This is a genomic window from Azohydromonas lata NBRC 102462 (assembly GCF_001571085.1).
Taxonomy (GTDB): Bacteria; Pseudomonadota; Gammaproteobacteria; order Burkholderiales; family Burkholderiaceae_C; genus Azohydromonas; species Azohydromonas lata.
In genome coordinates this window covers 25,136-46,584 of record NZ_BCTC01000021.1, presented here as the reverse complement: position 1 = coordinate 46,584, position 21,449 = coordinate 25,136, and the positions used below count along the sequence as shown (strand labels likewise).

Genomic DNA, 21,449 nt, shown 5'->3' with positions numbered 1-21,449 from the left:
GCCCAGGGATTATTGACCCTGGTTCTTCAAACGCCGCCAGCACAGTAAGTACATACTGATTTAAAACTCGACAAGAAATTATCAAGAATTGATTTTGATCACGAAACAGCAAGGTGAGCCTTGCTGTTTCTTCAGCGGCACACTATTTTTTTCTTATGGGCGCCCTTAGGGCACGCCACCATTATTTTCATGATTTGAGGGGCACGCCATGAGATTCCACATGCTCGTCCTGAGGCTGTTTGCAGCCTTACGAAATCTATTGCGAGTCTTATTGCCAAACGTACCCCAAACCGCACTGCCAACCTTACTGCTTCCCTTATTACTGGCCGGTTGCGGCGGCGGCACTGAGGTGGGCAGCGTGGACCGGCTTGAATTCCCCGCCACGCTGGAGCCTCATGTTCAGGCCGAAGCCGGCATAGGCACCGTCAAATGGAATCCAGGCCATTACATGGCATTTGCCGCCGACGTGGAGGACAGCGACGTCCACGCCGGCCTTGACGAAATCCAGGATCTGCCCTTTGTAAAAGGCATGGTGCTGCGCGTCTTCTGGCGCCAGTTGGAGCCGCAAAAGGACGTCTACGATTTCAGCCGGATCGATCGATATATGGCGCTGGCCGCGGCACATAACAAGCGCTTTGGCCTGCTGTTGACCACCAAGAATTTCATCGCCGGCAAGGCCGCGCCGGACTACCTGAAGGCGCCATGGTTCGACGGTGGCGTCTTCGAGGTCGCCAAATTCAAGGGCACCATAGGGGACAACATCACGCTGTGGGATAGCAATACCTATTACCGACTGGCCCGCCTGGTCAAGGCACTGGCCGCGCGCTACGACGCCAACCCCTGGTTCGAAGTGCTGATCATCAACGAGACGGCTTTTGGCCGCCCGGTGATTCCGGTGACCGATGTGCAGAAGGCCAGTTTTTACGACAACCTGATCCGGGTAGATGCCATCGCGCGCCAGGCATTTTCCCACACCGTGGTGATCCAGTATGTCAATTTTCCCCCGCCGTATACGCGGCAAGTGGTTGCAAACCTGCTGGACAAGGGCGTAGGCATTGGGGGACCCGACGTGTTTCTCAACGACGCGGACCACGAACGGCTGGTCTACCCGCCCATTGTGCAGGCCAGCGGCAAGGTACCGGTGGGCATGCAGGTGGAATCGGATTGTTATTACGCGAGGTCTCTGGGTGGGCCATGGGATCCGCCGCCGGCGCGCGAGCTCTACGATTTCGCACGCAACCGCCTGCACAGCAATTATGTTTTCTGGCACCGCGTGTTGGAGACGGCTTATCGGCCTTGGGAAAAGGTGCTTGCCATGTTCCGTTCACCGGAGTTTCCGGCGACTGGCGCGGGCGGGCTGGAAACTGCTTGCCCGACCATTTATGCACGGTGCATGGCGCAGTGAGGTTCGAGCCGGCCTGGCTCAACAGCCGGCTGGAGCGCGGCGTGCGCCCGTGCTGAGGGCGCCCTCCTGGCGCATCGCACGCCTGGGGCCGGTGGCTGGCGCGGTGAGGGCCGGCGCCTTTGACATCGCGCGCTAGGCGGCTTGCACGGCAGGCAGCAGCAGCCGGGCCTCCAGGCCCTTGCCCGCCCTTGGCATGAGCTGGAGCCGGCCGCCATGGCGTCGGGCGATCGACTCGACGATGGACAGGCCCAGGCCGCTGCCGGTGCTGCCGCCATGGCGGCGCCAGAAGCGCCGCGGCGCCTGCTCGCACTCCTGCACCGTCATTCCCGGCCCTTCGTCGAGCACGCTGAACGCCACGCCGGCGTCCAGGCCGGCAAGGCGCAGGACCACCGCGGTACCGGGCGGCGCATGCCTCAAGGCGTTGTCCAGCAGGTTGCGCAGCGCGCACACCAGCAGCGGCAGCGGCAGCGGCACAGGCACCGAGACGTGCACCTGCGCGTCCTCCAGCGTGACGCGGCCCGACGCGGCGACCGCGGCGTCGGCGATGGCCAGCCGTGCCGCCTCCTGTGCGTCCGCCTGCGCAACTGCCTGCGTGTGGGCCTGGCCGTCCAGCCGCGCCAGCAGCAGCAGTTGGTCCAGGGTGTGCTGCAGCCGCGCAACGCCGCTCTCGGCGTTGCCCAGAGCCTGCGCCGTGGTGTCATCGATGTCGCGGTCCCGGCATGACAGGCGCAGCACCTGCAGGTGGGTCTTGATCGCGGTCAGCGGCGTGCGCAGCTCGTGGGCCGCATCGTCGGTGAAGCGCCGCTCGCGCGAGATGGCCTCCTGCACGCGTTGCAGCAGGTGGTCCACGGTGGCCATGAGCGGGCGCAGCTCGGCTGGCGCGTCTATGGGCGGCAACGGGGTGTGCGCGTCGGCCGGCCGGTCCGCCAGCACCCGGCGCATCCGCTCCAGCGGCCGCAACCCGTGACCCACGCCCAGCCACAGCAGCCCCAGGCTGCCGCCCAGCGCGATCACGAAAGGCACAGCCGCGGACAGCGCCACCTCGCGCAGCAGCCGCGTGCGCACGTCCAGCCGGTCGGCCGTGGCGATGCGCAGCCCCTTCTCCTCCAGCACGTAAGTGCGCCAGGGCTTGCCGCCGAACACCTGCGTGCCGTAGCCCGCTGCCGCCGCCTGCAGCCCCGGGCTCGAACCCGTGCGGGCAATCGTCTGCGGCGGCTGCCACACCTCGCCGCGCACCAGGCTCACCTCACAGGCCAGCCCGTCACGGCCGATCACGTCCAGCGCGGCAGCGTCGGCGGCGCCGGCACGCAGCCGCTCGGCCGGCAGTTGCGCCACCAGCCCCGCCACCATGCGCGCCGAGGCGGCCAGCCGCTCGTCCAGCGCCGTGCGCAGCTCCTGGCGCACGTCCAGGAACATCCACACCGCCACCGCGCTCCACAGCGCCGCCAGCGACAGCGCCAGGGTCGCCACCAGGCGCGCGCGCAGCGTCTTCATTGCACGTCCTCCGCACGGCCCAGCCTGTAGCCCAGCCCGCGCACCGTCTCGACGATGCCGGCGCCGAGCTTGCGCCGCAGGTGGTGGATGTGCACGTTCACGGCGTTGCTCTCGATCTCGGTGCCGAAGCCGTAGAGGCTGTCCTGCAACTGATCGGCGCTGAGGATGCGCCCCGGGTTGTGCAGCAGGGTGCTCAGCAGCGCCAGCTCGCGCCGCGACAGCTCCACGGGCTTTGCGCGCAGCCACGCCTGGCCGCTGGAGGCCTGCAGGCGCAGCGCCCCGTGCTCGATGGCGTCGCTGGCGCGCCCGCTGACGCGACGCAGCAGCGCATGCAGGCGCGCGTGCAGTTCGTCGAGGTCGAACGGCTTGACCAGATAGTCGTCGGCTCCGGCGTTCAGGCCGGCGACGCGGTGCTCCACCGCGTCGCGTGCCGTGAGCACCAGCACCGGTATGCGCACGCCCTGCGCACGCCAGCGCGCCAGCACGCCCATGCCGTCCTCGTCAGGCAAGCCCAGGTCCAGCACGCAGACGTCGAAGTCCGACGCCGCCAGCGCCGCGCGGGCCTTGGAGGCCGTGTCCACGTGATCGACCGTGAGGCCGAGCAGGCGCAGTCCGGCCACGATGCCGCTGGCCACCAGGGGATCGTCCTCGATCAGCAAGACACGCAAGCGCAACTCCAAAAACAGCAGCAGGACAGGCGAGCGACTGTTGCCGCATTCGATGAAGCCAGCGTTAACGCCCCGTTAATCGGTGCGGCCAAGCATGCGTTGCATTCCAACGATGCCCCTTGGCGCCTGTGAGTTCCATGCCCGCTGCTCGACACCTGCTCGCCCGCCTTGCCGCCGCCTGTGGCCTGGGACTGTTCCTGGGCTGGTGCTGGCCCGCGTTGGGCGCGCAAGAGTTCCTGACGGCCGAGCAGGCCTTCAGGCTCGAAACCGTCAGCCTCGAAGCCGGGCGGGCCCGGCTGCAATGGCGCATCGCGCCGGGCTACTACCTCTACCGCGAGCGCTTCGCGGTCAGCGCCTTGCCTTCGGGGCAGCCGCTGCAGCCGGCCCTGCAGCCAGGCGAGCGCAAGGACAATGCGAACTTCGGCGTCGTGGAGGTCTACCACGGCGGTGTGGCGATGCAGCTCGATGCGGCGGGCGCCGACGCCCTGCGCGTGACGTGGCAAGGTTGCGCCGAGGCCGGGTTGTGCTATCCGCCCCAAACCCGCACCGTGCAGTTCGCCGCAACCGCTCCTGCGGCATCCGTGGCGCCCGGCACTGCAGCGCCCGCGCCGCTGGCGCTACCGTTGTGGGGCGCCCTGCTGCTGGGGGCGGCCGCCCGCGCCGAGGGGCGCGCGACGATGGTGGACTTTCATGCCGACGGGTGCATCTCGTGCAAAGCCATCAAGCGCGAGGTCTTCGCCGACGCGCAGGTGCAGCAGGCGCTGGCCGGCATGGTGCTGCTGAGCGCGGACGTCACGGCCAACGACGCGCACCACCAGGCGCTCATGCGCACGCTGCAGGTGGCCGGCCCGCCCACGGTGCTGTTCTTCGATGCCCAGGGCCGCGAGCAGCGCTCGGCGCGGCTGGTGGGCGAGTTCGATGCGGCGCAGTTGCTGCAGCGTCAAGCCGCCGCCCGCCGCAAGCCATCTGTCGTCCAGGAGCAACCCGCATGACGCAGGTCCTGCAGTTGGGCCCCCTGGCCTTGTCCCTCGGCGTGCTGCTGACCGTGGCTGCCCTGGCTGTGGGCCATCAGGTGGGCATGCGCCTGGGCCGGCGCGCAGGCCTCGACGTGGAACGCGTGCTGTGGCGCATGTTGCTGGTGGGCTTGGCGGTGTCGCGGCTGGCCTTCGTGCTGCAGTGGCGCGGCGCCTATCTGGCCGAGCCGCTGTCCATCCTCGACATCCGCGATGGCGGCTGGGAGCCGGGATGGGGCCTCGCGGCGGCCTGCCTTCATGGCTTGCATGCGGTGCGCCACCAGGGCGCGCTGCGCCGCAGCGTCGTCGCCACCGTGCTGGCAACCGGCGCGACGCTGGTCGCCGGCCACCTGGCGCTGCTGTGGGTTGCGCGTCCCGCCCAACCGTTGCCCGCGCTGGCCTTGCGCTCGCTGGACGGCGCCACCGTGCCGCTGGCGAGCTTCGGCGGCCGGCCCACCGTGATCAACCTCTGGGCCACCTGGTGCCCGCCTTGCCGACGCGAGATGCCGGTGCTGCAGCAGGCGCAGCAAGCGCATCCGGACCTGAACTTCGTGTTCGTGAACCAGGGAGAGGCTGCGCAGCTCATCGAGCGCTACCTCCGGCGCCAGGGGCTGGAGCTGCGCCACGTCCTGGTCGACGAGCGTCAGCAAGCCGGCCTCGCATTGGGCCGGCAGGCACTGCCCACCACCTTCTTCTTCGACGCCCAGGGGCGCTTGGCCGGCACCCGCGTGGGCGAGCTCTCGGCCGCCACGCTGGCACGGCAGCTCCAGCAGCTACGCCAAGCGTCCTCCCTCACCGGACCCACCACCCCATGACAATCTCCACGCTTTCCAAGACCCGCGGGCTCACGCGCCGACACCTGGGGTCGTGCCTGCTGGCCGCGTTCAGCCTGGGCTGGTCCACGGCCTCGCCGGCACAGGGCACGGACGCAGCCGCCAGCCGCGAGGTCTGGGCGCAGTTGGGCCAGAGCCGCTGGATCGCCGACGGGCGCGACGATGCGCCGCGCAAGGTCTACGTCTTCACCGACCCCAACTGCCCCTTCTGCGCCAAGTTCTGGGCGGATGCGCGCCCCTGGGTGGACAAGGGCAAGGTGCAGTTGCGCCACGTCATCGTGGGCATCCTCACGCCCACCAGTGCCGGGCGGGCCGCGGCACTGCTGAGCGCGGCCGACCCGGTGGCCGCGCTGGCCGCGCATGAGCGCGCCCACGCCGGGCCCACGCAGCAGGCCCTGGCCACCGGCACCCGCCCCAGGCCCCTGGGCGAGGCGGGCGTGAAGCCGCTGTTCAGCGTCCCGGCCGCGGTGAAGGCGCAGCTCGACGCCAACGCAACGCTCATGGCGGCCTACGGGTTGCAGGCCACGCCGGCTGCGGTCTGGCTCAACGACAAGGGCCAGGTCCAGGCGCGCCAGGGCATTCCCGACGGCGCGCTGGCCAGGGTCCTCGGACCCGAGTGACGCGGGCCTCAAGCGCCGCCGCGTCCGGCGGCATGACCCACCCGGCAGGCATCTCCCGTGAGCACCGCCCCAGGACCACCCGGCGCTGCGCATCCCGCTAGCCGAAACCACCCCTGCGCATCGCGTTGTCGTTGCCATCGCAACAAGCTTTATTCCCACACGGACGAGGAGACAGCACCATGAAGACGATCTTGTGCATGACCGCCCTGGCATTGGCGAGCACAGCCCCCCTGGCGGCCGCCCCCGGCATCAAGGACGCCGCGGCCTACGACGTGTCCAAGCTGCCTGACGACCCCTATGGCCGCCTTGTGCGCTACGGCAAGGAGCTCACCGAGAAGACGCCGGCGTACCTCGGACCCGAGGCGAAGAACGCGAAGCTGCGCTACGCCGGCAACAACCTCGCCTGTGCCTCCTGCCACGAGGCGGCCGGCACCAAAAGCTTCGCCATTCCCTGGGTCGGCGCGCATGCCACGTTCCCGCAGTACCGCGCACGTGAGGACGCCGTCAGCACGCTGCAGGAGCGCGTCAACGGCTGCATGGAACGCAGCATGAACGGCAAGCCGCTGCCGCTGGACGGTCAGGAGATGAAGGCCTTCATGGCCTACATGCACTTCCTTTCCAGGGACGTGCCGGTCGGCGCCCGCGTCGAAGGCCAGGGATTGCCCGCGTTCAGCCCGCCGGCACGACGCGCCGACACCCAGGCTGGCGCCCAGGTGTATGCGGGCAAGTGCGCGAGCTGCCACGGGGCTGACGGTGCCGGCGTGCGCGCGGGCCAGGCCGGTGACGGCCAGGGCTACCTGTTTCCCGCGCTGTGGGGCCCGGACAGCTTCAACAACGGCGCGGGCATGAACCGGCTGCTCACGGCCGCCGCGTTCATCAGGAACAACATGCCGCTGGGGACCACGCACGCCAGCCCGCAGCTCAGCGACGACGAAGCCTATGACGTGGCCGCCTACGTGCTCAGCCAGCCGCGGCCCGTCAAGGCGGGCCTGGACAAGGACTTTCCGGCGCGCTGGAACAAGCCCGTGGACGCCGCGTTCGGCCCGTACGTGGACGGCGTCCCGGCCGAGCAGCACAAGTACGGTCCGTTCCAGCCGCTGACGGAGAACATGAAGAAGCTGCGCCCTGAGGCCGCCAAGTAACCGGGCACTTCCGCGCAGGGCCCGTGCTGCCAATGAAGCGCGCCTGCCGGGCAGGTGAAGCCCCATGCGCCGCGCGGGCGCTCGCGGCATTCCCCGGCCCGCCCGGGAGCCATGCTTGCTGCTGCGCCCCGGGAAGCGGCGCCCGCCCGGGCAGCCGATCCATTGCAAGGTCCGAATGGCGAGGAGCGCCCCATGAGGCAGTCCGGAGATCCAGGCATCCACCCCTGGCGCGGCAAGGCGGGCGCGGAACGCCGCCCGGTGCCGCGCACGGCGGCCGGCATTGCGGCGGCGCTGCTGTGTGCCGCGTGCGCCCAGGTACCGCCAGGCGGTTCGCCCCCCGGCGACGAGAAGTCGGCCAAGACACGGGTGCTGGAGGCCGGTGCGCGCTTGCTGCAGGCGCAGGCGCCGCTGCGGCCCATGGACATCTACCTCGTGGGCTTCCACCCGATGAAGGACGATCCCGCGCAGCAGATGGAGGCGCACCACTACTGCCACCAGATCAACGAGGACTTCGCACAGTGCGTGCTCTTCGACGGCAACACCGCGCAGGCACGTCTCAACGGCATCGAGTACATCGTCTCGGAGAAGCTGTTCGCGACCTTGCCGCAGGCGGAGCGCAAGCTCTGGCACCCGCACAACGGCGAGATCCTCTCCGGCCAGCTCGTGGCGCCCGGCATCCCCGACGTGGCGGAGAAGGCCTTGATGAAGTCCAAGGTCAACAGCTACGGCAAGACCTGGCACGTCTGGGACACGGGCTCCCTGGGCAAGAGCGGCGACCCGCTCCCGCTTGGGCCGCCGATGCTGGCCTGGTCCTTCAACCGGGATGGCGAAGCGGTGCCGGAGCTCGTGGAGCAGCGGGACCGCCGCATGGGCGTGGACAGCAGCGCCAAGCGCGCGGAGCGTTCGGACCTCACGGGCCTGGCCCGGCCGCAGTCCGGCGTGGACGCCCTCAAGGGCCGCTTCGGACGGCCGACCGCCGACATTCCCGGCGTGACCGATGCCGCGGCGGCCACCGCCGTTCCGGCGCGCTGACGCGGCGATCCGTGCGGCGCCCCTTGTCCAATCTTGCTTCCCGGGGACAGCCCCGGGTGAATCACCGGGCAACGCTGCAAGGCGGTGAGACCGGGCCCCGCGTGCCCCGGGCGGGCGCCGTCACTGCACCGCAGCCGCTTGAGCGTCCGCAGCAGACGGGGCCATGGCCGCGGCCTGGACTCCCCGCTTGGGCAAGAGGGTGAGCTTGTCCACGAAGTCCGAGGTGGCCGCCAGCTTGGGCAGTCCGGGCTGCTGGTACAGCGGCGTCCGGGCATGGCGGGTGACGCTGGTCGTGGTGGCGCCGGGCGCCGCCTGTACCAAGGTGGGCCCCACAGGCTTGACCGCCACGGCGGCTGGTGCGTGCACGAGGGAGGATTTGTTGACCGGCCCCGCGCTGGGCCCCGGCTTGGACGCAGCCGCAGCGGTTGCTTGCTTGGCCAGTTCGCGCCGCTCTTCAAGCGGCAGCGCCTGGTAGGCATCCCAAGCGGCACGGCGCTCCTGGGGGCTGAGCTGGCGCGTTTGCTGGAACTGCAGCCGTGCGCGGCTGCGGGCCTCGGCCGACAAGTTGGCCCATCGATCCATGCGATGCTGCACGCGCGCCTGCTCCTGCGGCGACATGGCCGAAAACCGGCGTGCAATCCCAAGCCACTTGCTCTGGCGCGTTGCATCCAGCGAATCCCAATCCTGCTGCAGCGGTGCCAGCGCCGATCGCTGCAGGGGTGTCAGCGATGCCCAGGACGATGCGCGCTGCTCACCCGCCATGGCGCCGGCGGCGCCCGCCTGGGGCGGCAGTGCCGGCTGCGCCGCTGCAAAGGTGGCCGCGGCCAAGCCCGCAGTGGCCAGCACAACGCGCCAGCGTACAAAAATCATCGGCATGGTGGTCGTCTCTCCGGTCTCTGGCGCTGCGTACAACGGGGCTCGCGAGCCCCTGAAGGCTCCATCGTACAGAAGCGTCCTTTTGTAAATCCTGGCCTGAAGGACACGCTGCGCTGGCTCGGCCGCGGGTCATGGGGTCCGGATGCCTGCCAGCACTGGCGGCGCAGCGGCAGGCGCAGCGGCGACAGGGCCAAGGCGCGCGGGGCATACTGAAGCGATGCGGCTGTCGCCAAGCCGCTCCTGTCCGCATGCCCGCGCGGGCGCGACGCGGTGTCCGGCTCACGCAGCCTGACGCTTCGCCGGCAAGGCCGGCTCGCCCTTGTTGACCTCCTCCTGTGAAATCCCTTGCCTTGCCCTTGCTGCTGATGGGCAGCCTTCTCTCGTGCCCGGCCCATGCCGCGGCCCAAAGCCCTTCGCTGCCTGCGCCCTGCATTGGGCGCGTCTGCGTCGGCGCCGATCTCCAGTCGCTGCTGGCCCTTCCCTGGCTGGAAGTGAAACTGCCCGCACCTTCGGCAACGCCGATGCGCGGCCAGCGCCGCATTGCCCGCGCGCTCAGAGGCGATGCGCGGGCTGTCGAGACGGCGCTGGCCTACTGGCCCTGGCGCTGGTTCAATGCGCCTGCGCTGCAGGCCCTGGCATCGCTGGACGCGGTGTGCGAGGACATGGGCTACTCCTGGCGCCCGCGCTCCATGCTCAAGGGGCCTGCCGGGTCGAAGCTGGTCGTTGCTTTCGAGCCCGTCGCCTCCGCGGGCGCGCATCAGCACTTCGAGGTGGCCACCATCACGCTGCAGTTCCCCAAGGGGGCTGACGCGGCGCAGTTGGGCCGCTTGCGCCAGGAGTTGAGCGATCGGTTCGGCCGCTACCCCGACTATCCGGACAAGGACAGCCCCGCGGTGCGCTGGCTGCCTGACGACCGGGGGCCGTCTTCGATCCGGCTCTATGCGCCGCTGCACAGCCCGCACCAGCAAAGCAGCCGGCTGCACCTCCAGCCGGGCTGCAGGCCTGCACCGGTTGCGAGCGAAACCACCCGGCCTGCCGCAGAGGCTCCGGACAACGCCATGGGCCGTATGCAGTGATGTGAGCCAGTGGGCTGGCCTGGGCCGATCAGGGCCTGGGCCTGGCGATCGTGCGCGAGCGTCGCGGGCTCTACCGCGGGGCGCTGCCGCTCTCCCGCGCCGGGTTGGGCGGACGCCAGGCGGCAATGCTGCTGCTCGTGGCGCGACCTGTCGAAGTCCCGTCATGGCGGCGGAGACGCAAATGCCGCAAATTTGCCCGGGCGTGCCGCCGGGTACTGATGCGGGCCGTGAAGCGCGCTGCGGACGGACTTGCGGGCTGCCTGCGCCCCGCAGGTAACGCCAAGCCGCCGAAACGACATAAAAATGCGTGGTGCCGGGCACTGAAGGTGCCAGGGTGAGTGCACGGGCAACACGGAGGTCAGGTCATGTCGGATACGTCCAAGAGCAACCGCCGCACGGATGGAGCCTGGGTGGCGCTGAAAAAGTCGGCCACCCGGCTGCAGGACTGGTTCGCGATGCAGCCCCTGGCCACCAAGCTCGGCGTGGTGGCCCTGGCGCTGCTGATTCCCGCCACGGCCATCTACTCGGCCATGCTGCTGCAACGGCGTGCCGCCCTGGCCGACGCCGTGCAGTCCATCCCCGTGGCCACGCCGGGCGGCGCCGCCGCGCTCAACGAGCGGCTGCCGGTGGTGCTGGGCGGCGGCTCGCTGCTGGGTTTCCTGGAGGCGCAGCCGCCGGAGCACGTCACGGTGATCTACCAGCCGCAGCTCTTCAGCGTGCGCGCGGGCATCGTGCTGGTGGAGTCGCAGGGGCGGCTGCATGCCTACTACCCCAGCGACATCGAAACCCGCATCTTTGCCGAGAAGGCCGTCACCGCGCCCTGGGGCGCCAAGCTCGCCTTCGTCCCGCGCGGCGAGCTCGGCGCGGCGGGCCAGGAGCTGCTGGACCGCCTCGACCAGCGCTTTGCCAATGCCCGCCCGCAATCCTCGGACGACGGCTGGCGCGCCACGGCCAGCGGCGCGCTGTCGGCGCTGCTGACCATCGGCCTGCTGGGCTTCCTGGCGTTCCAGCTCAAGGGCCAATTCAAGAGCCTGAAATTCATCGAGCCGGCGCAGGTCAGCGGCTCCATCGACGAGCTGGTGGGCATGGACGACATCAAGGCCGAGGTCGGCCAGATCGTGGACCAGTACCAGCGCCGCGCCGAGTACGCCGAGTACGGCATCCGCAAGCCCTTCAACGTGATGTTCAGCGGGCCCGCGGGCACCGGCAAGACCAAGCTCGCAAGCTACCTCGCGCGCGAGCTCGGCCTGCCCATCCTGTTCCATTCCGCGGCCGCGCTGGAAACGGGCTACGTGGCCGGCGGCTCCAGCACGCTCAACCGCATCGTGGCCATCGCGCGGCGGCGCAAGCGCTCCATCGTCTTCCTCGACGAGGCGCAGGACCTGTTCATGAAGCGCGGCGGCCGCCGCAAGTTCGACGACGACACCGCCAACACGCTGCTGGCGCTGCTGGACGGCGTGCGCACCCGCGAGGACACCGAGATCATCTGGATCGTGGCCAGCAACTTCAGCAGCGCGTCCATGCAGATGGACGAGGCGATGCTGCGCCGCTTCCAGATGAAGGTGGACTTCAGGCTGCCCAACCGCGACGAGCGCCTGCACATCATTCACCACTACCTGGCGCAGCGCGCCGACAAGGTGGTGCCCAAGCTGGACCTGGGCCACCTGGTGGCCGTGACCGAGGGGCGCAGCCCGGCGGACCTGGAAACCATCGTCAACCAGGCCGGCATCATGGCCGTGCAGGCCGGCTCGCTGATCGGCGCGGACACGCTGATGCAGGCCGCCGAGCGCGTCCTGGTGGGCAACGTCAACACCAGCACCACCGACGAGCGCGAACGCGACCGGCGCATCATCGCCGTGCACGAGTGGGGCCACTTCCTGGTGGACCTGGAGCGCGAGCGGCGGGTCACGGGCGATGACTGGAACCGCATCCTGGCCGAGATGAAGACCATCAAGATCTCGCTCAAGGCCATTCCGCGCAACAACGCGCTGGGCTTCGTCTTCTACAAGCAGGGCAGCAGCCTGCTCAAGACCAAGGGCGACATCGAGCACGACGTGCGCGTGCTGCTGGGCGGCATGGCCAACGAGGAGCTGTTCTTCGGCGAGGACGGCACCACCAACGGCGCCTACAACGACATCACCCGCGTGACGCAACTGCTGCACCATGCCGTGGGCGAGATGGGCATGTTCCGCAAGACGCGGCTGAACTTCGGCGCGCTGTCCGACGGCGCGGGCGGCGGCCGCGCGCTGGACGAGGAGACGCGCAGCATCATGGAAGCGCAGAGCGAGCGCCTGTATGCCGAAACCAAGGCGCTGCTGCAGCAGCTCAAGCCCTTGAGCGAGCACCTGGTGGGCAGGCTCATGCAAAGCATAGAGATGGACCTGGCCGAGGCGCTGGATGAGATCCGCCGCTTCGAGGCCGAGCGTGCACGCCCGTCAGCCGAGCCCTGACGCGCTCACGAAGGAGGCGGTGGCCGCGCGCCGGCCACCGCCCGGGGGCTACAGGGCGGCGGCCGGCCGGTCGCTGGCGTGGGCGTGGGCCGCCATCGCAGCGCCGGCGCCGGGTGGGGTGGCGTTGCGTTCGGCGATGTAGCGCGCGGCCAGCACCAGGGCGCCCATGGCGAAATCGCGCCCGAGCTCCTTGACCATTTCTTCGGAAATGACGGCCAGGCGCTGGAAGTATTCGTCCTTGCGCTGATCCTCGTTCGACATGCTGTACTGGATGTCCTGTGCCATGTTGACCACTCCTATGTCTCACACCCGTGAGTTGCGGGCCGGGGGCGTCTGGAAATGCTCCACCGGCAATTTCAACCAGCCATAGCCACCGCTTTGGCTTCCAAATGCCAGCCGCTGGCCATCGGCCGACCAGCTCAGGGCATTGATCTCCCGGCCCCCGGGCGCCTTGACGGCGATGGCGCCTTCGGCGTCCGGCTTGCACAAGGCCACCGCGCCGTTGTGGTAGCCCACGGCCACCAAGGGCAAGTGCGCATGGCAGGCCACGCGCGTCACCGGGCTGCGGCTGGGCATGCCGCACTCGCTTGGCGCGCCATGGCCTCGCGGCGGGCCGAACGGCCAGCACACGGGCCGCAGGGCACCGCTGGTCACCAGGAAGCGGCCCTCCCTCGTGAACGACAGCGACAGCGGTTGCCCCGGATAGCCGGCCATCTCGATGTCGCCTCCATCGGCCACGCGCCACCCGTGCAGGGCGTTTTCCTGCAGGCCGGCGACGAGGTAGCGCCCGTCAGGGCTCCACGCCAATGAACGGCAGTAGCCCGGCGCCCGCAGCGTGCGCAGGCTGCCGCCCTCGCCGGACCAGAGGCTGACGCCGCCATGGTGTGCGGCGGCCAGCACGCGGCCGCTCGGATCGAAGGCGATGGCCGTCGCCGGGCTGGGAAGGCTGACGTCGCGCGTGGCCCCACCGGACAGGCGCAAGAGCTGCCGGCCCGCCGCACAGGCCCGCGCCCCGCGCGCACCGGCGGCCAGCAAGCCCATCCAGGCCCCTGGCCGCTCGACCAGGGGAACGGACCGGCCGTCGCGCAGCACCTGCAGCACCCGCCCGTCATCGCCCGCCGACAGCCAGCCGTCCTCGGCATCGGCAACGAAGGCCAGGCAGGTCGCACCGTGCGGGGGCAGAGACACCGGCTCGGGCGCCATGGGATGGGCGGCCTGGGCCCAGGCCATGCGGCCGTCACCGAACGCGAAGCCCACGCCGCTGCCATCGCGCAGCCATTCGGCGGCCACGACGGGGGCCTGTGCCGTCCAGGACACCCCGAACAATTCCAGCAGCGGGGTCACGAGGCCTCCGCTTCCACGCCCGCACAGCAGCGCATCAGCTCATCGGTCAAGGCCTGGGCGTCAAGCTCCTGGCCAATGAAGACGAGCCTGCTGGTCCTGGGCTCGTCATCTCGCCATGGCGCGGCAAACTGAGTATCCACGGTCATGTGCACGGCTTGGAAAACAAAGCGGTGCCCGCTGTTGGCCAGCGCCAGAATTCCCTTTGCACGGGGAATCTTGCCGCTGCCTTCAACCATGAAGCGCTGCAGCCACGCGGTGAATCGCGCCTGGTCAAAAGGTTGGTCGAACGTGAGCGATACCGACCCCATGCCCGCACCATGCCGGCCGCCACCGACAGCGGCATAACGGTGCGCCTGGGACGATGCCGCCGGGCCCAATTTGGCCGCGGGCCATTGCAGGCGGGAAAGGTCAAAAGCGCCACGGTCCAGCAACTCGTGAAGCGGAACATCGCCCTGCACCGTGCAGAGCCGCTGCGCGGTGGGGTTCAATTGAAAAACGGCATTTTCCGCGAGCTCAATTTGTCGGCCATCGGCCAGATCCGTCTTGTTGAGAATGACCAGATCGGCCTGGGCAATTTGTTGGGCGGCCTCGACATGGCGCCGGACTTCGGTAGAGACATGGCGCACGTCCGCAATGCACACCACGCTGTCCAGGCGTGCATATTGGCGCAGCAGATCATCAAATACGAAGGTCTGGAGCACCGGCGCCGGGTCGGCCATGCCGGAAGTTTCTATCAGGATGCCGTCGAATTTTTCGCCGCGCCGGACCAGCCCGGACACCACGCGGATCAGGTCGCCCCTGACCTTGCAGCAGACGCAGCCGTTGTTGAGCTCATAAACCTCGTCTTCCACGCCCACGACCAGCGACCCATCGATACCGATCTCGCCATACTCGTTGACGATGACCATATACCGCCGGCCATGCCGCTGGGAAAGAATGCGGTTCAGCAGCGTCGTCTTGCCGGCCCCCAGGAATCCTGTGAGAACGGTCACTGGAAGTCGAGAATCTGCCATGGTGTTTTGTGAGGATGTGCGTTTTCAGAAATTCGTCACGGACCGCGGCCTGTCCGCTTGAATGGTGCATCGCAAAGGCCATGCCATCGCGTGCATCGCCCCCGTTTCCCCTGTGAAGCCATCCATTTGTCCGCACAGGGGGTGCGCGCGCAGGCGGCCAAGGAGTCCAAAATCCGTCGCAATATCGGACAGCGGCATGATCGAATTGCGATGCCGTGTCCGGGAATGGGTCACCTTCAGAACCTGCCCAAGCCTCCATGGGCAGGCGTGCCAGGCACCTGTCCTCAGAAGACGTGCAGCAGCCTGAGTTGGATGCCGTTATTGATCTTGAAACCCTCGCGCACTTTCAAGTCGCGGTTGTACGAGGCCAGCAATTGGGTTTGCGGCGTCATGAAATGGCCGACGCCCAGTTTGATCCTGGTCGCCGATTGCCGGTTGTCCTGCCATTCGTCCGCGAGCTTGGTTTCACCTCCAAGGCTGTGCGCGACCTGGAAGCGCAGGTCGGTTGCCGCGTCGACGTGATACCGCAGGTGCGCCTGCAAATCGAACAGCGGCTTTTGCTTGAGCGTGGTGCGCCCTCCCGCGCCGTCATCGGCATCGTCGTTCTTGCCAAATACCGTGACATCGCCCATGAGGTCCATGGTGACCTGGGTGCTCAAGGGCGTGGAGTAGCCTGCCTGCAATGCAAATTTCCAGCGATTTTCACCGAGGCTGAGCGGATCGTTGCGGCTGTACTGCCCGGTGGGCAGCCAGACATAAGGCATCAGGGCAAAATGCGTTTTGTCCTCCGGCTTGGACGTGAAAATGGCCGCAGCCAAAATCAAATCACCCACACCCGAATTGGAGCCCAGGTTTTCAAGATCGCCCTTGCCGCGCAGTCGGCCAAAGGGCAGCAGAAACTGCGGGTTGACGATATATCCGCCAATGTCCATGAAATGAACGCCACGGGCAATACCGATGTCGGAGGACAGGCTGCCGTTGAGGGGCGACCTGTTCCCCTGTGCGTACAACTGTTCCCGCTTGGCATGCTGGTAATACAAGAGGCCCACATTGGTATCCGGTGCCAATGCGGTGTAGTCGCCTGCGTCGAGATCAATGGCATGGGCCGGCGCGAAGGACAAACCTACCGCATTCGTGATGAGCGCGGCCCAAACAGCCCGACGGGCATGGAGTTTTTGCCTCATATTTTGTCTGCCTCTGGTGTAGGAGTTGAAAAGTGCATCCCGCTTCGGGACGCCATGGAGCGCCTGGTACTGGAAGGGTATTTCGGCTTGAAACACAGCCTGGCGCCGTCGGTGCGGGAGCCGCCAGACGAGTAAATCCGATGCCGAGATTGAGATCCCCTGATCAATTTTTCAGGGAAACGCTGGTCTTGCAGGCCTCATATTCGGTGTGGACTGCGCAAAATTCGAGCGTGGCGGTGCGTTCAAACCCTGGGCATGGGACGCCATGCCCACCAGCCATCAGCAAGGCGGTGCGGATGCACCGGCCCGGCTTCAGCCACGAGGCCGCACGAAGCGGGTCAACACACGGTGTCGCCGAGGCCCTCAGGCTCTTGCCGGCTGCTGGCGGCCGTGCTGCGCAAGGGCACCCAGGCCACCCAGGCCAGCAGGCCGATGTAGCCCAGCGCCAGCAGGCCCATCAGCACCAGCGCAGGGCCGGACGCCGTACCGCTCAAGGTCTCGCTGACCAGCCACAGGTTCAGGCCGGTGATCAGCACGCACGCGCTCCAGCCCAGAGCGCGCACCCAGCGCGCGCTGGCAAATGCGCCCATGAGGCGCTTGTCGCTGGTGCAGCGGATGAGCGGCACCACGGCAAAGGGCAACTGCAGGCTGAGCACCACCTGGCTCAGCACGAGCAGTTGCAAGACGCCCGCCTCGCCTGACGTCGCGAGCACGGCCACCGCGGGGCCTACCGCCAGCAGCCGCGTGAGCAGGCGGCGCTTCAAGGGGCTCATGCGCAGCCGCACGAAGCCTTCCATCACGATCTGCCCCGCCAAGGTGCCCGTGATGGTCGAGCTTTGGCCCGCGGCCAGCAGCGCTATGGCGAACACGAGCGATGCCAGCGTCGTGCCCAGCAGCGGCGTGAGCAGTTCGTGCGCCTGGCGCAGCTCGGTGATCTCCAGGCCGCGCGCATGAAACGTGCCGGCCGAGAGAATGAGGATCGCCGCGTTGATGAACAATGCAATGTTCAATGCCACGACGGTATCGATGCGGTTGAACCGAAGGGCTTCGCGGATGCCTGCCCGGCTGCGGTCTATGCGCCGCGTCTGCACCAGCGAGGAGTGCAGGTACAGGTTGTGAGGCATCACGGTGGCGCCCAGGATGCCTATGGCAATGTAGAGGCTCTTGTCATCCAGCCGGGGCACGAAGCCACTGGCCACCGCGCTCCAGACCGGCTGCACCAGCAACAGCTCCAGGACCATGCAGACGCCTATGGTGAGCACCAGGGCCGCGACGATGGCTTCGAGCTTTCTGACGCCGTAATGCTGCAATGCAATGATCAGCATCACGTCGAATGCCGTGATGGCGGCGCCCCAGGCCAGCGGAATGCCGAACAGCAGGTTCAAGGCGATGGCGCTGCCCAGGATTTCCGCCAGGTCGCACGCAATGATCGCGGCCTCGCACAGCAGCCACAGCAGCAGCACGACCGGCCGCGCGTAGGCCGCGCGGCAGGCCTGGGCCAGGTCGAGCCGGGCGACGATGCCCAGCTTGGCCGCCAGGCTTTGCAGCAGCAACGCGATCAGGTTGGACACCAGCAGCACCCACAGCAACTGGTAGCCGAAGCGTGCGCCGCCTTCCAGGTCGGTTCCCCAGTTGCCCGGGTCCATGTAGCCCACGCTGACCATGGCGGCCGGTCCGATGAAGCCGAGCAGGCGCCAGCGCACGGGGGCCGCCAGGCGCATGTCGACGCTTTGTTCAAGTCCGGTCATGGCGCCACCCTGCAGCTCGGCGAGCTGTCCACCGTGCAATGGGAATGCCCATAGGTATTCATCTCGCATCCTCAGCAGAGACCGCGCCACAGCAGGCTGGCCCCATGGGCCATCCCGCCGAGCGTGATCAGTAGGCCCAGGGCCAGCTTGAGTTGCCGGCGCAACCTGTGCGACTGCATCGCCGCCGACCTCAGGAGCGGCCGAGCAGCTCGGCACCGCCGCCCAGCGCCGGGCCGGCGGTCGGGTCCGGCAGGTCGGGCTTCTTGGCGATCAGCGTCTGCGTGGTCAGGATCAGCCCGGCCACCGACGCCGCGTTGCGCACGGCGCTGCAGCTCACCCGCACCGGATCGATGATGCCGCTGGCCACCAGATCGACGAAGCGGCCGCTGTGCGCATCCAGGCCGTGGCCAGGCTTGGCATCCAGCGCCTGGCCCAGCACGCTCTTGGGGTCCAGGCCGCAGTTGCGGGCGATGTGGTGCAGGGGCTTGTACAGCGCCCGCTGCACCAGTTGCGCCCCTTGCTGCGCGGCGCCCGCGCTCTTCTCGATGACGCGGGACAACTCGCCCGCGACCTGCAGCAGCGCCATGCCGCCGCCGGGCACCACCCCTTCGGCCAGGGCGGCACGCGCGGCATGGATGGCGTCCTCGATCAGGTGCAGCCGCCGCTTCTGCTCCACCGGCGTGGCACCGCCGGCCAGGATCACGGCCGTGCCGCCGGACAGCTTGGCCAGCCGCTCCTTGAGCTTGTCGCGCTCGATGTTGGGCGGTGCCAGCTCGTGCTGGCGCGTGACCTGCTGGCGGCGTGCGTCAATCGCCACGGGGTCGCCGCCCCCGGCGGTGATGATGGTCTGGTTGGAAGAGATGCGGACCTGCCGGGCCTGGCCCAGGTCGCGCGGCTGCACCGCCGCGACCACGCCGCCCAGGTCCCGTGCGATGACACGGCCGCCGGTAACGATGGCGATGTCTTCGAGCATGGCCTTGCGCCAATGCCCGTACTCCGGCGGATGGATGGCGGCCACGGGCAGGCCGCCCTTCTCGCGCCAGGCCAGCAGGCTCACGACGCACGCCGGCGCCACCTCGTCGGCCACGATCAGCAAGGGCCGCTTGGCCTGGGCCGACAGCGCGCACAAGGCGGCGACCTCCTCCTGCGTCTGGATCCGTTGATCCGTCATCAGGATCAAAGGATTGTCCAGCACCACCTGCATTTTCTCGATGTCGGTGACCATGTGGTGGGAGAGGTAGCCGCGCTCGAAGGCCATGCCGTCCACCACCTCCAGGATGGTCTCCACCGTGCTGCCGTACTCGACCTCGACGATGCCGTCGGCCCCCACGCGCTGCAGCGCCTCGGCCACCAGCCGCCCGGTCGCCTCGTCGCTGGCGGCCACCACCGCCACGGCACACACGTCCTCGTGGCCGCGCACCGGCGTGGCCATGCGCTTGAGCGCGGCGATGACCTGCGCGGTGGCGGCCTCGACGCCCTGGACCAGCTCCACCGGGTTGGCGCCGCGGGCCAGGCAGGCCAGCCCGTCCTGCACCAGCGCATCGGCCAGCACCGTGGCCGTGGTGGTGCCGTCGCCGGCCACCTCGTTGGTCTGCTTGGAAACCTCGCGAACCACCTGGGCGCCGATATTCTCGAACGGGTCTTCCAATTCGATTTCGGCGGCAATGCTGACGCCGTCGCGCGAAATGATGGGCGTCCCCAATGGGCGGTCGATGATGGCGTTCATTCCACGCGGCCCCAGCGTGCCACTGACGGCGCGCGCCAGTTTGGCAACCCCCCGGCCCAGCGCGGCACGGGCCTCGTCATCATGCAGCATGATATTTGCCATGAATGTCTCCTAAACCGCTTCTGGCGGCAAGTTGATAGGGAACGCGCACGCCGATGGCGAGCCACGCACGTTTGCCCAATATCTTGTTTTGAGTCGCCACGCTACGCAGGCGCGCGGCTGTCAATTTGAATTTGCCGGCGCCACGCGTGGTGCCTGGTCTGGTGCAGGCTTGATTGAACGAGAGCGACGGGAAAATCGCCGCTGCCGCAATGAAGGCGACCGCCTGTTTTATCGGACAGGCGGCGCCCCGCCGGCCTTACTCGTAGGCCATGGCCTCTTCCATGTTGCCGAACAGTACCACGGTATTTTCGTCGACCATCACCATTCGACCGTAATGCGTCGAGGTCGAGATTTCAAACAGGTGCGGCGTCATTTCGCGCCCAAGCGCCTCGGCGATCTCGTCCATTTTGAACGTGATACGGCCCTCCCCGTCGATGCGGATCATGGCCGGCAGGTAAGTGACGCGAATCCCCTCCTTCGTGGCCATGAGCTCGGCAATGGCGCGGGCTTCGACACTGTCGTTCATCGTGACCCCACACTGGTGGGACACGGTATCCTTGAACTCCAAGTCGCTCATCGACTTGAAAATGTTTTCATTCACCTTGGCGGACATGATGATTCCTCTTTATCGTCGAAATTACTTCGTCATGGAGGCCGGCAATTGCAGGCCGAGCTGGGCGGAAATGGTCAGCATGCGCTCCAGTGCCGAATCAAAAGCCGCTTCGAATTGCGCAACCTTGGTGCGCGGCAGCGACCAGACCGGCTGCAGGTTCAGCGCGGCCCGCACGGCCAGGTCGCCATAAAACACCATCCACTTGTTGAAGAGTGCAATGTTGTGGGCTGAATGCTGGGGATCAGTCACCAGCATGTGCAGCAGCTCGATGGAGTTGGCCAGGTTGCGCTGGTAGTCGCACTCGGCCGAGGACACCACGGTCGGCGTGAGAAAGTCATTCTGCGCCGCCGCCATCTGCATGAAAAAGCCGCTGCGGAACAACTCGCCGATCAAGGGCTCGAAAACCACGTTGATGGCAAAAACCTTTTCCAGGTAATCCGTGGCTCCGCCTATGCTTTCCACGAGTTGGCGCGTCGGCTGCCAGATGGGAGATTCCAGCCACTCCTGCTTGCCGATTTCGGCATCGAATCCGGGAATGTCGACACCAATATCGCCGAGATACAGCGTGAGGTCCTGGGCAAAACGCAGCTTGTACGACGCATTGGTGAGAATCGTCGAATTGATCATCTGCGTGTAGCCATAGCGCTGCGCATGCATCAGGGCCGTGGCCACGCCGAACTCGGCATGCTTGTAGGCGCCCAGATGCTTCTCCAGCACCTTGACCCAGGTCTTGTCGATGCGCGCGGGCGCCCCGGCGCGGCGCGCGTTCTCCACGGCCTGCGCGATCATCCCGACGATGGTCGACTGGCGCTGGTAGTGGGTGCGCTCCCACTCTTCATCGACCGAGCGGTACTTGTGCCAGTCGCTGCAGCGGGCCAGCGTCCATTTCTCGCTGTAGGTCGGCGTGCCGTCCCCGAACGAGAGAATCCAGTCCTGCAGCAAATAGCGCTTGGGGTCGGGCTGCACGTCAAGGGTCATGTCCTCGTAGTGCGTCGGCTTGCGGCCCTTGGGCGTGAAATAATTGAATTTCCGGCTGTCCGAACCCGCGAATTTCGCCGCGCCTGCGGCTCCGGATTGAATGGCCTGATTTTCGACCGTGGCGGTGCTCAT

At 67.7% G+C, this 21,449-nt stretch carries 19 protein-coding genes; 8 read left to right on the top strand and 11 right to left on the bottom strand.

Features of this window, described 5'->3' with window-relative positions; genetic code table 11:
• The first annotated feature begins 220 nt into the window (after positions 1 to 220).
• Positions 221 to 1,405 (top strand): hypothetical protein, encoded by a 1,185-nt coding sequence (locus tag ALA01S_RS10125; RefSeq protein ID WP_157118877.1) that lies wholly within the window; start codon positions 221 to 223, stop codon positions 1,403 to 1,405.
• Positions 1,406 to 1,537: 132 nt separating this feature from the next.
• On the opposite strand, the gene ALA01S_RS10120 is transcribed toward ALA01S_RS10125, so the two are convergent.
• Positions 1,538 to 2,899, bottom strand: coding sequence for an ATP-binding protein (locus ALA01S_RS10120; protein WP_066335517.1), 1,362 nt, complete (start codon positions 2,897 to 2,899; stop codon positions 1,538 to 1,540).
• The gene (locus tag ALA01S_RS10115; protein ID WP_066335511.1) at positions 2,896 to 3,567 is read right to left on the bottom strand and encodes a response regulator; all 672 of its coding nucleotides are present in this window, start codon (positions 3,565 to 3,567) and stop codon (positions 2,896 to 2,898) included. Before ALA01S_RS10115 ends, ALA01S_RS10120 begins: the two co-directional genes overlap by 4 nt.
• Before the next feature lie 137 nt (positions 3,568 to 3,704).
• Here ALA01S_RS10115 and ALA01S_RS10110 point away from each other — a divergent pair, with 137 nt between their 5' ends.
• The 5 genes from ALA01S_RS10110 to ALA01S_RS10090 all read left to right on the top strand — a co-directional run bounded on the left by ALA01S_RS10110 (position 3,705) and on the right by ALA01S_RS10090 (position 8,207).
• Positions 3,705 to 4,559: a protein-disulfide reductase DsbD N-terminal domain-containing protein gene (locus tag ALA01S_RS10110; protein ID WP_066335509.1), complete on the top strand. Its 855-nt coding sequence runs from the start codon at positions 3,705 to 3,707 to the stop codon at positions 4,557 to 4,559.
• On the top strand, positions 4,556 to 5,395 hold the full coding sequence (locus ALA01S_RS10105) for a TlpA family protein disulfide reductase (protein ID WP_066335508.1): 840 nt from the start codon (positions 4,556 to 4,558) through the stop codon (positions 5,393 to 5,395). Before ALA01S_RS10110 ends, ALA01S_RS10105 begins: the two co-directional genes overlap by 4 nt.
• Positions 5,392 to 6,033 (top strand): thiol:disulfide interchange protein DsbG, encoded by a 642-nt coding sequence (dsbG, locus tag ALA01S_RS10100; protein ID WP_066335502.1) that lies wholly within the window; start codon positions 5,392 to 5,394, stop codon positions 6,031 to 6,033. The genes ALA01S_RS10105 and dsbG overlap by 4 nt, the downstream gene beginning before the upstream one ends.
• A 179-nt stretch (positions 6,034 to 6,212) precedes the next feature.
• Positions 6,213 to 7,175 (top strand): c-type cytochrome, encoded by a 963-nt coding sequence (locus tag ALA01S_RS10095; RefSeq protein WP_066335501.1) that lies wholly within the window; start codon positions 6,213 to 6,215, stop codon positions 7,173 to 7,175.
• A 192-nt stretch (positions 7,176 to 7,367) separates the two neighbouring features.
• Positions 7,368 to 8,207, top strand: a complete 840-nt coding sequence (locus ALA01S_RS10090; RefSeq protein WP_084267403.1) for an OBAP family protein — start codon at positions 7,368 to 7,370, stop codon at positions 8,205 to 8,207.
• A 120-nt stretch (positions 8,208 to 8,327) separates the two neighbouring features.
• Here ALA01S_RS10090 and ALA01S_RS10085 read toward each other — a convergent pair whose 3' ends face one another.
• Complete coding sequence (locus ALA01S_RS10085; RefSeq protein WP_084267402.1) at positions 8,328 to 9,083, bottom strand: DUF3106 domain-containing protein; 756 nt, start codon at positions 9,081 to 9,083, stop codon at positions 8,328 to 8,330.
• 350 nt (positions 9,084 to 9,433) lie between these two features.
• Between ALA01S_RS10085 and ALA01S_RS10080 the strand changes: the two genes are divergently transcribed.
• On the top strand, positions 9,434 to 10,159 hold the full coding sequence (locus ALA01S_RS10080; RefSeq protein ID WP_157118876.1) for a hypothetical protein: 726 nt from the start codon (positions 9,434 to 9,436) through the stop codon (positions 10,157 to 10,159).
• A 365-nt stretch (positions 10,160 to 10,524) separates the two neighbouring features.
• Entirely contained in the window at positions 10,525 to 12,609 is a 2,085-nt protein-coding gene (locus ALA01S_RS10075) for an AAA family ATPase (protein ID WP_066335495.1), read from the top strand.
• A 48-nt stretch (positions 12,610 to 12,657) separates the two neighbouring features.
• On the opposite strand, the gene ALA01S_RS10070 is transcribed toward ALA01S_RS10075, so the two are convergent.
• The 8 genes from ALA01S_RS10070 to ALA01S_RS10035 all read right to left on the bottom strand — a co-directional run bounded on the left by ALA01S_RS10070 (position 12,658) and on the right by ALA01S_RS10035 (position 21,449).
• The gene (locus ALA01S_RS10070) at positions 12,658 to 12,894 is read right to left on the bottom strand and encodes a hypothetical protein (protein WP_066335493.1); all 237 of its coding nucleotides are present in this window, start codon (positions 12,892 to 12,894) and stop codon (positions 12,658 to 12,660) included.
• 18 nt (positions 12,895 to 12,912) lie between these two features.
• Positions 12,913 to 13,953, bottom strand: coding sequence for a WD40 repeat domain-containing protein (locus ALA01S_RS10065; RefSeq protein WP_066335491.1), 1,041 nt, complete (start codon positions 13,951 to 13,953; stop codon positions 12,913 to 12,915).
• Positions 13,950 to 14,966, bottom strand: a complete 1,017-nt coding sequence (locus tag ALA01S_RS10060) for a CobW family GTP-binding protein (RefSeq protein ID WP_066335490.1) — start codon at positions 14,964 to 14,966, stop codon at positions 13,950 to 13,952. Before ALA01S_RS10060 ends, ALA01S_RS10065 begins: the two co-directional genes overlap by 4 nt.
• 284 nt (positions 14,967 to 15,250) lie before the next feature.
• The gene (locus tag ALA01S_RS10055) at positions 15,251 to 16,150 is read right to left on the bottom strand and encodes a transporter (protein ID WP_066335486.1); all 900 of its coding nucleotides are present in this window, start codon (positions 16,148 to 16,150) and stop codon (positions 15,251 to 15,253) included.
• Positions 16,151 to 16,488: 338 nt separating this feature from the next.
• On the bottom strand, positions 16,489 to 17,898 hold the full coding sequence (locus tag ALA01S_RS10050) for an Nramp family divalent metal transporter (RefSeq protein ID WP_066335586.1): 1,410 nt from the start codon (positions 17,896 to 17,898) through the stop codon (positions 16,489 to 16,491).
• A 190-nt stretch (positions 17,899 to 18,088) separates the two neighbouring features.
• Complete coding sequence (locus tag ALA01S_RS10045) at positions 18,089 to 19,726, bottom strand: molecular chaperone GroEL (protein WP_066335484.1); 1,638 nt, start codon at positions 19,724 to 19,726, stop codon at positions 18,089 to 18,091.
• Between the two features lie 256 nt (positions 19,727 to 19,982).
• Positions 19,983 to 20,339, bottom strand: a complete 357-nt coding sequence (locus ALA01S_RS10040; RefSeq protein ID WP_066335482.1) for an MmoB/DmpM family protein — start codon at positions 20,337 to 20,339, stop codon at positions 19,983 to 19,985.
• Between the two features lie 24 nt (positions 20,340 to 20,363).
• The gene (locus ALA01S_RS10035; RefSeq protein ID WP_066335472.1) at positions 20,364 to 21,449 is read right to left on the bottom strand and encodes a ferritin family protein; all 1,086 of its coding nucleotides are present in this window, start codon (positions 21,447 to 21,449) and stop codon (positions 20,364 to 20,366) included.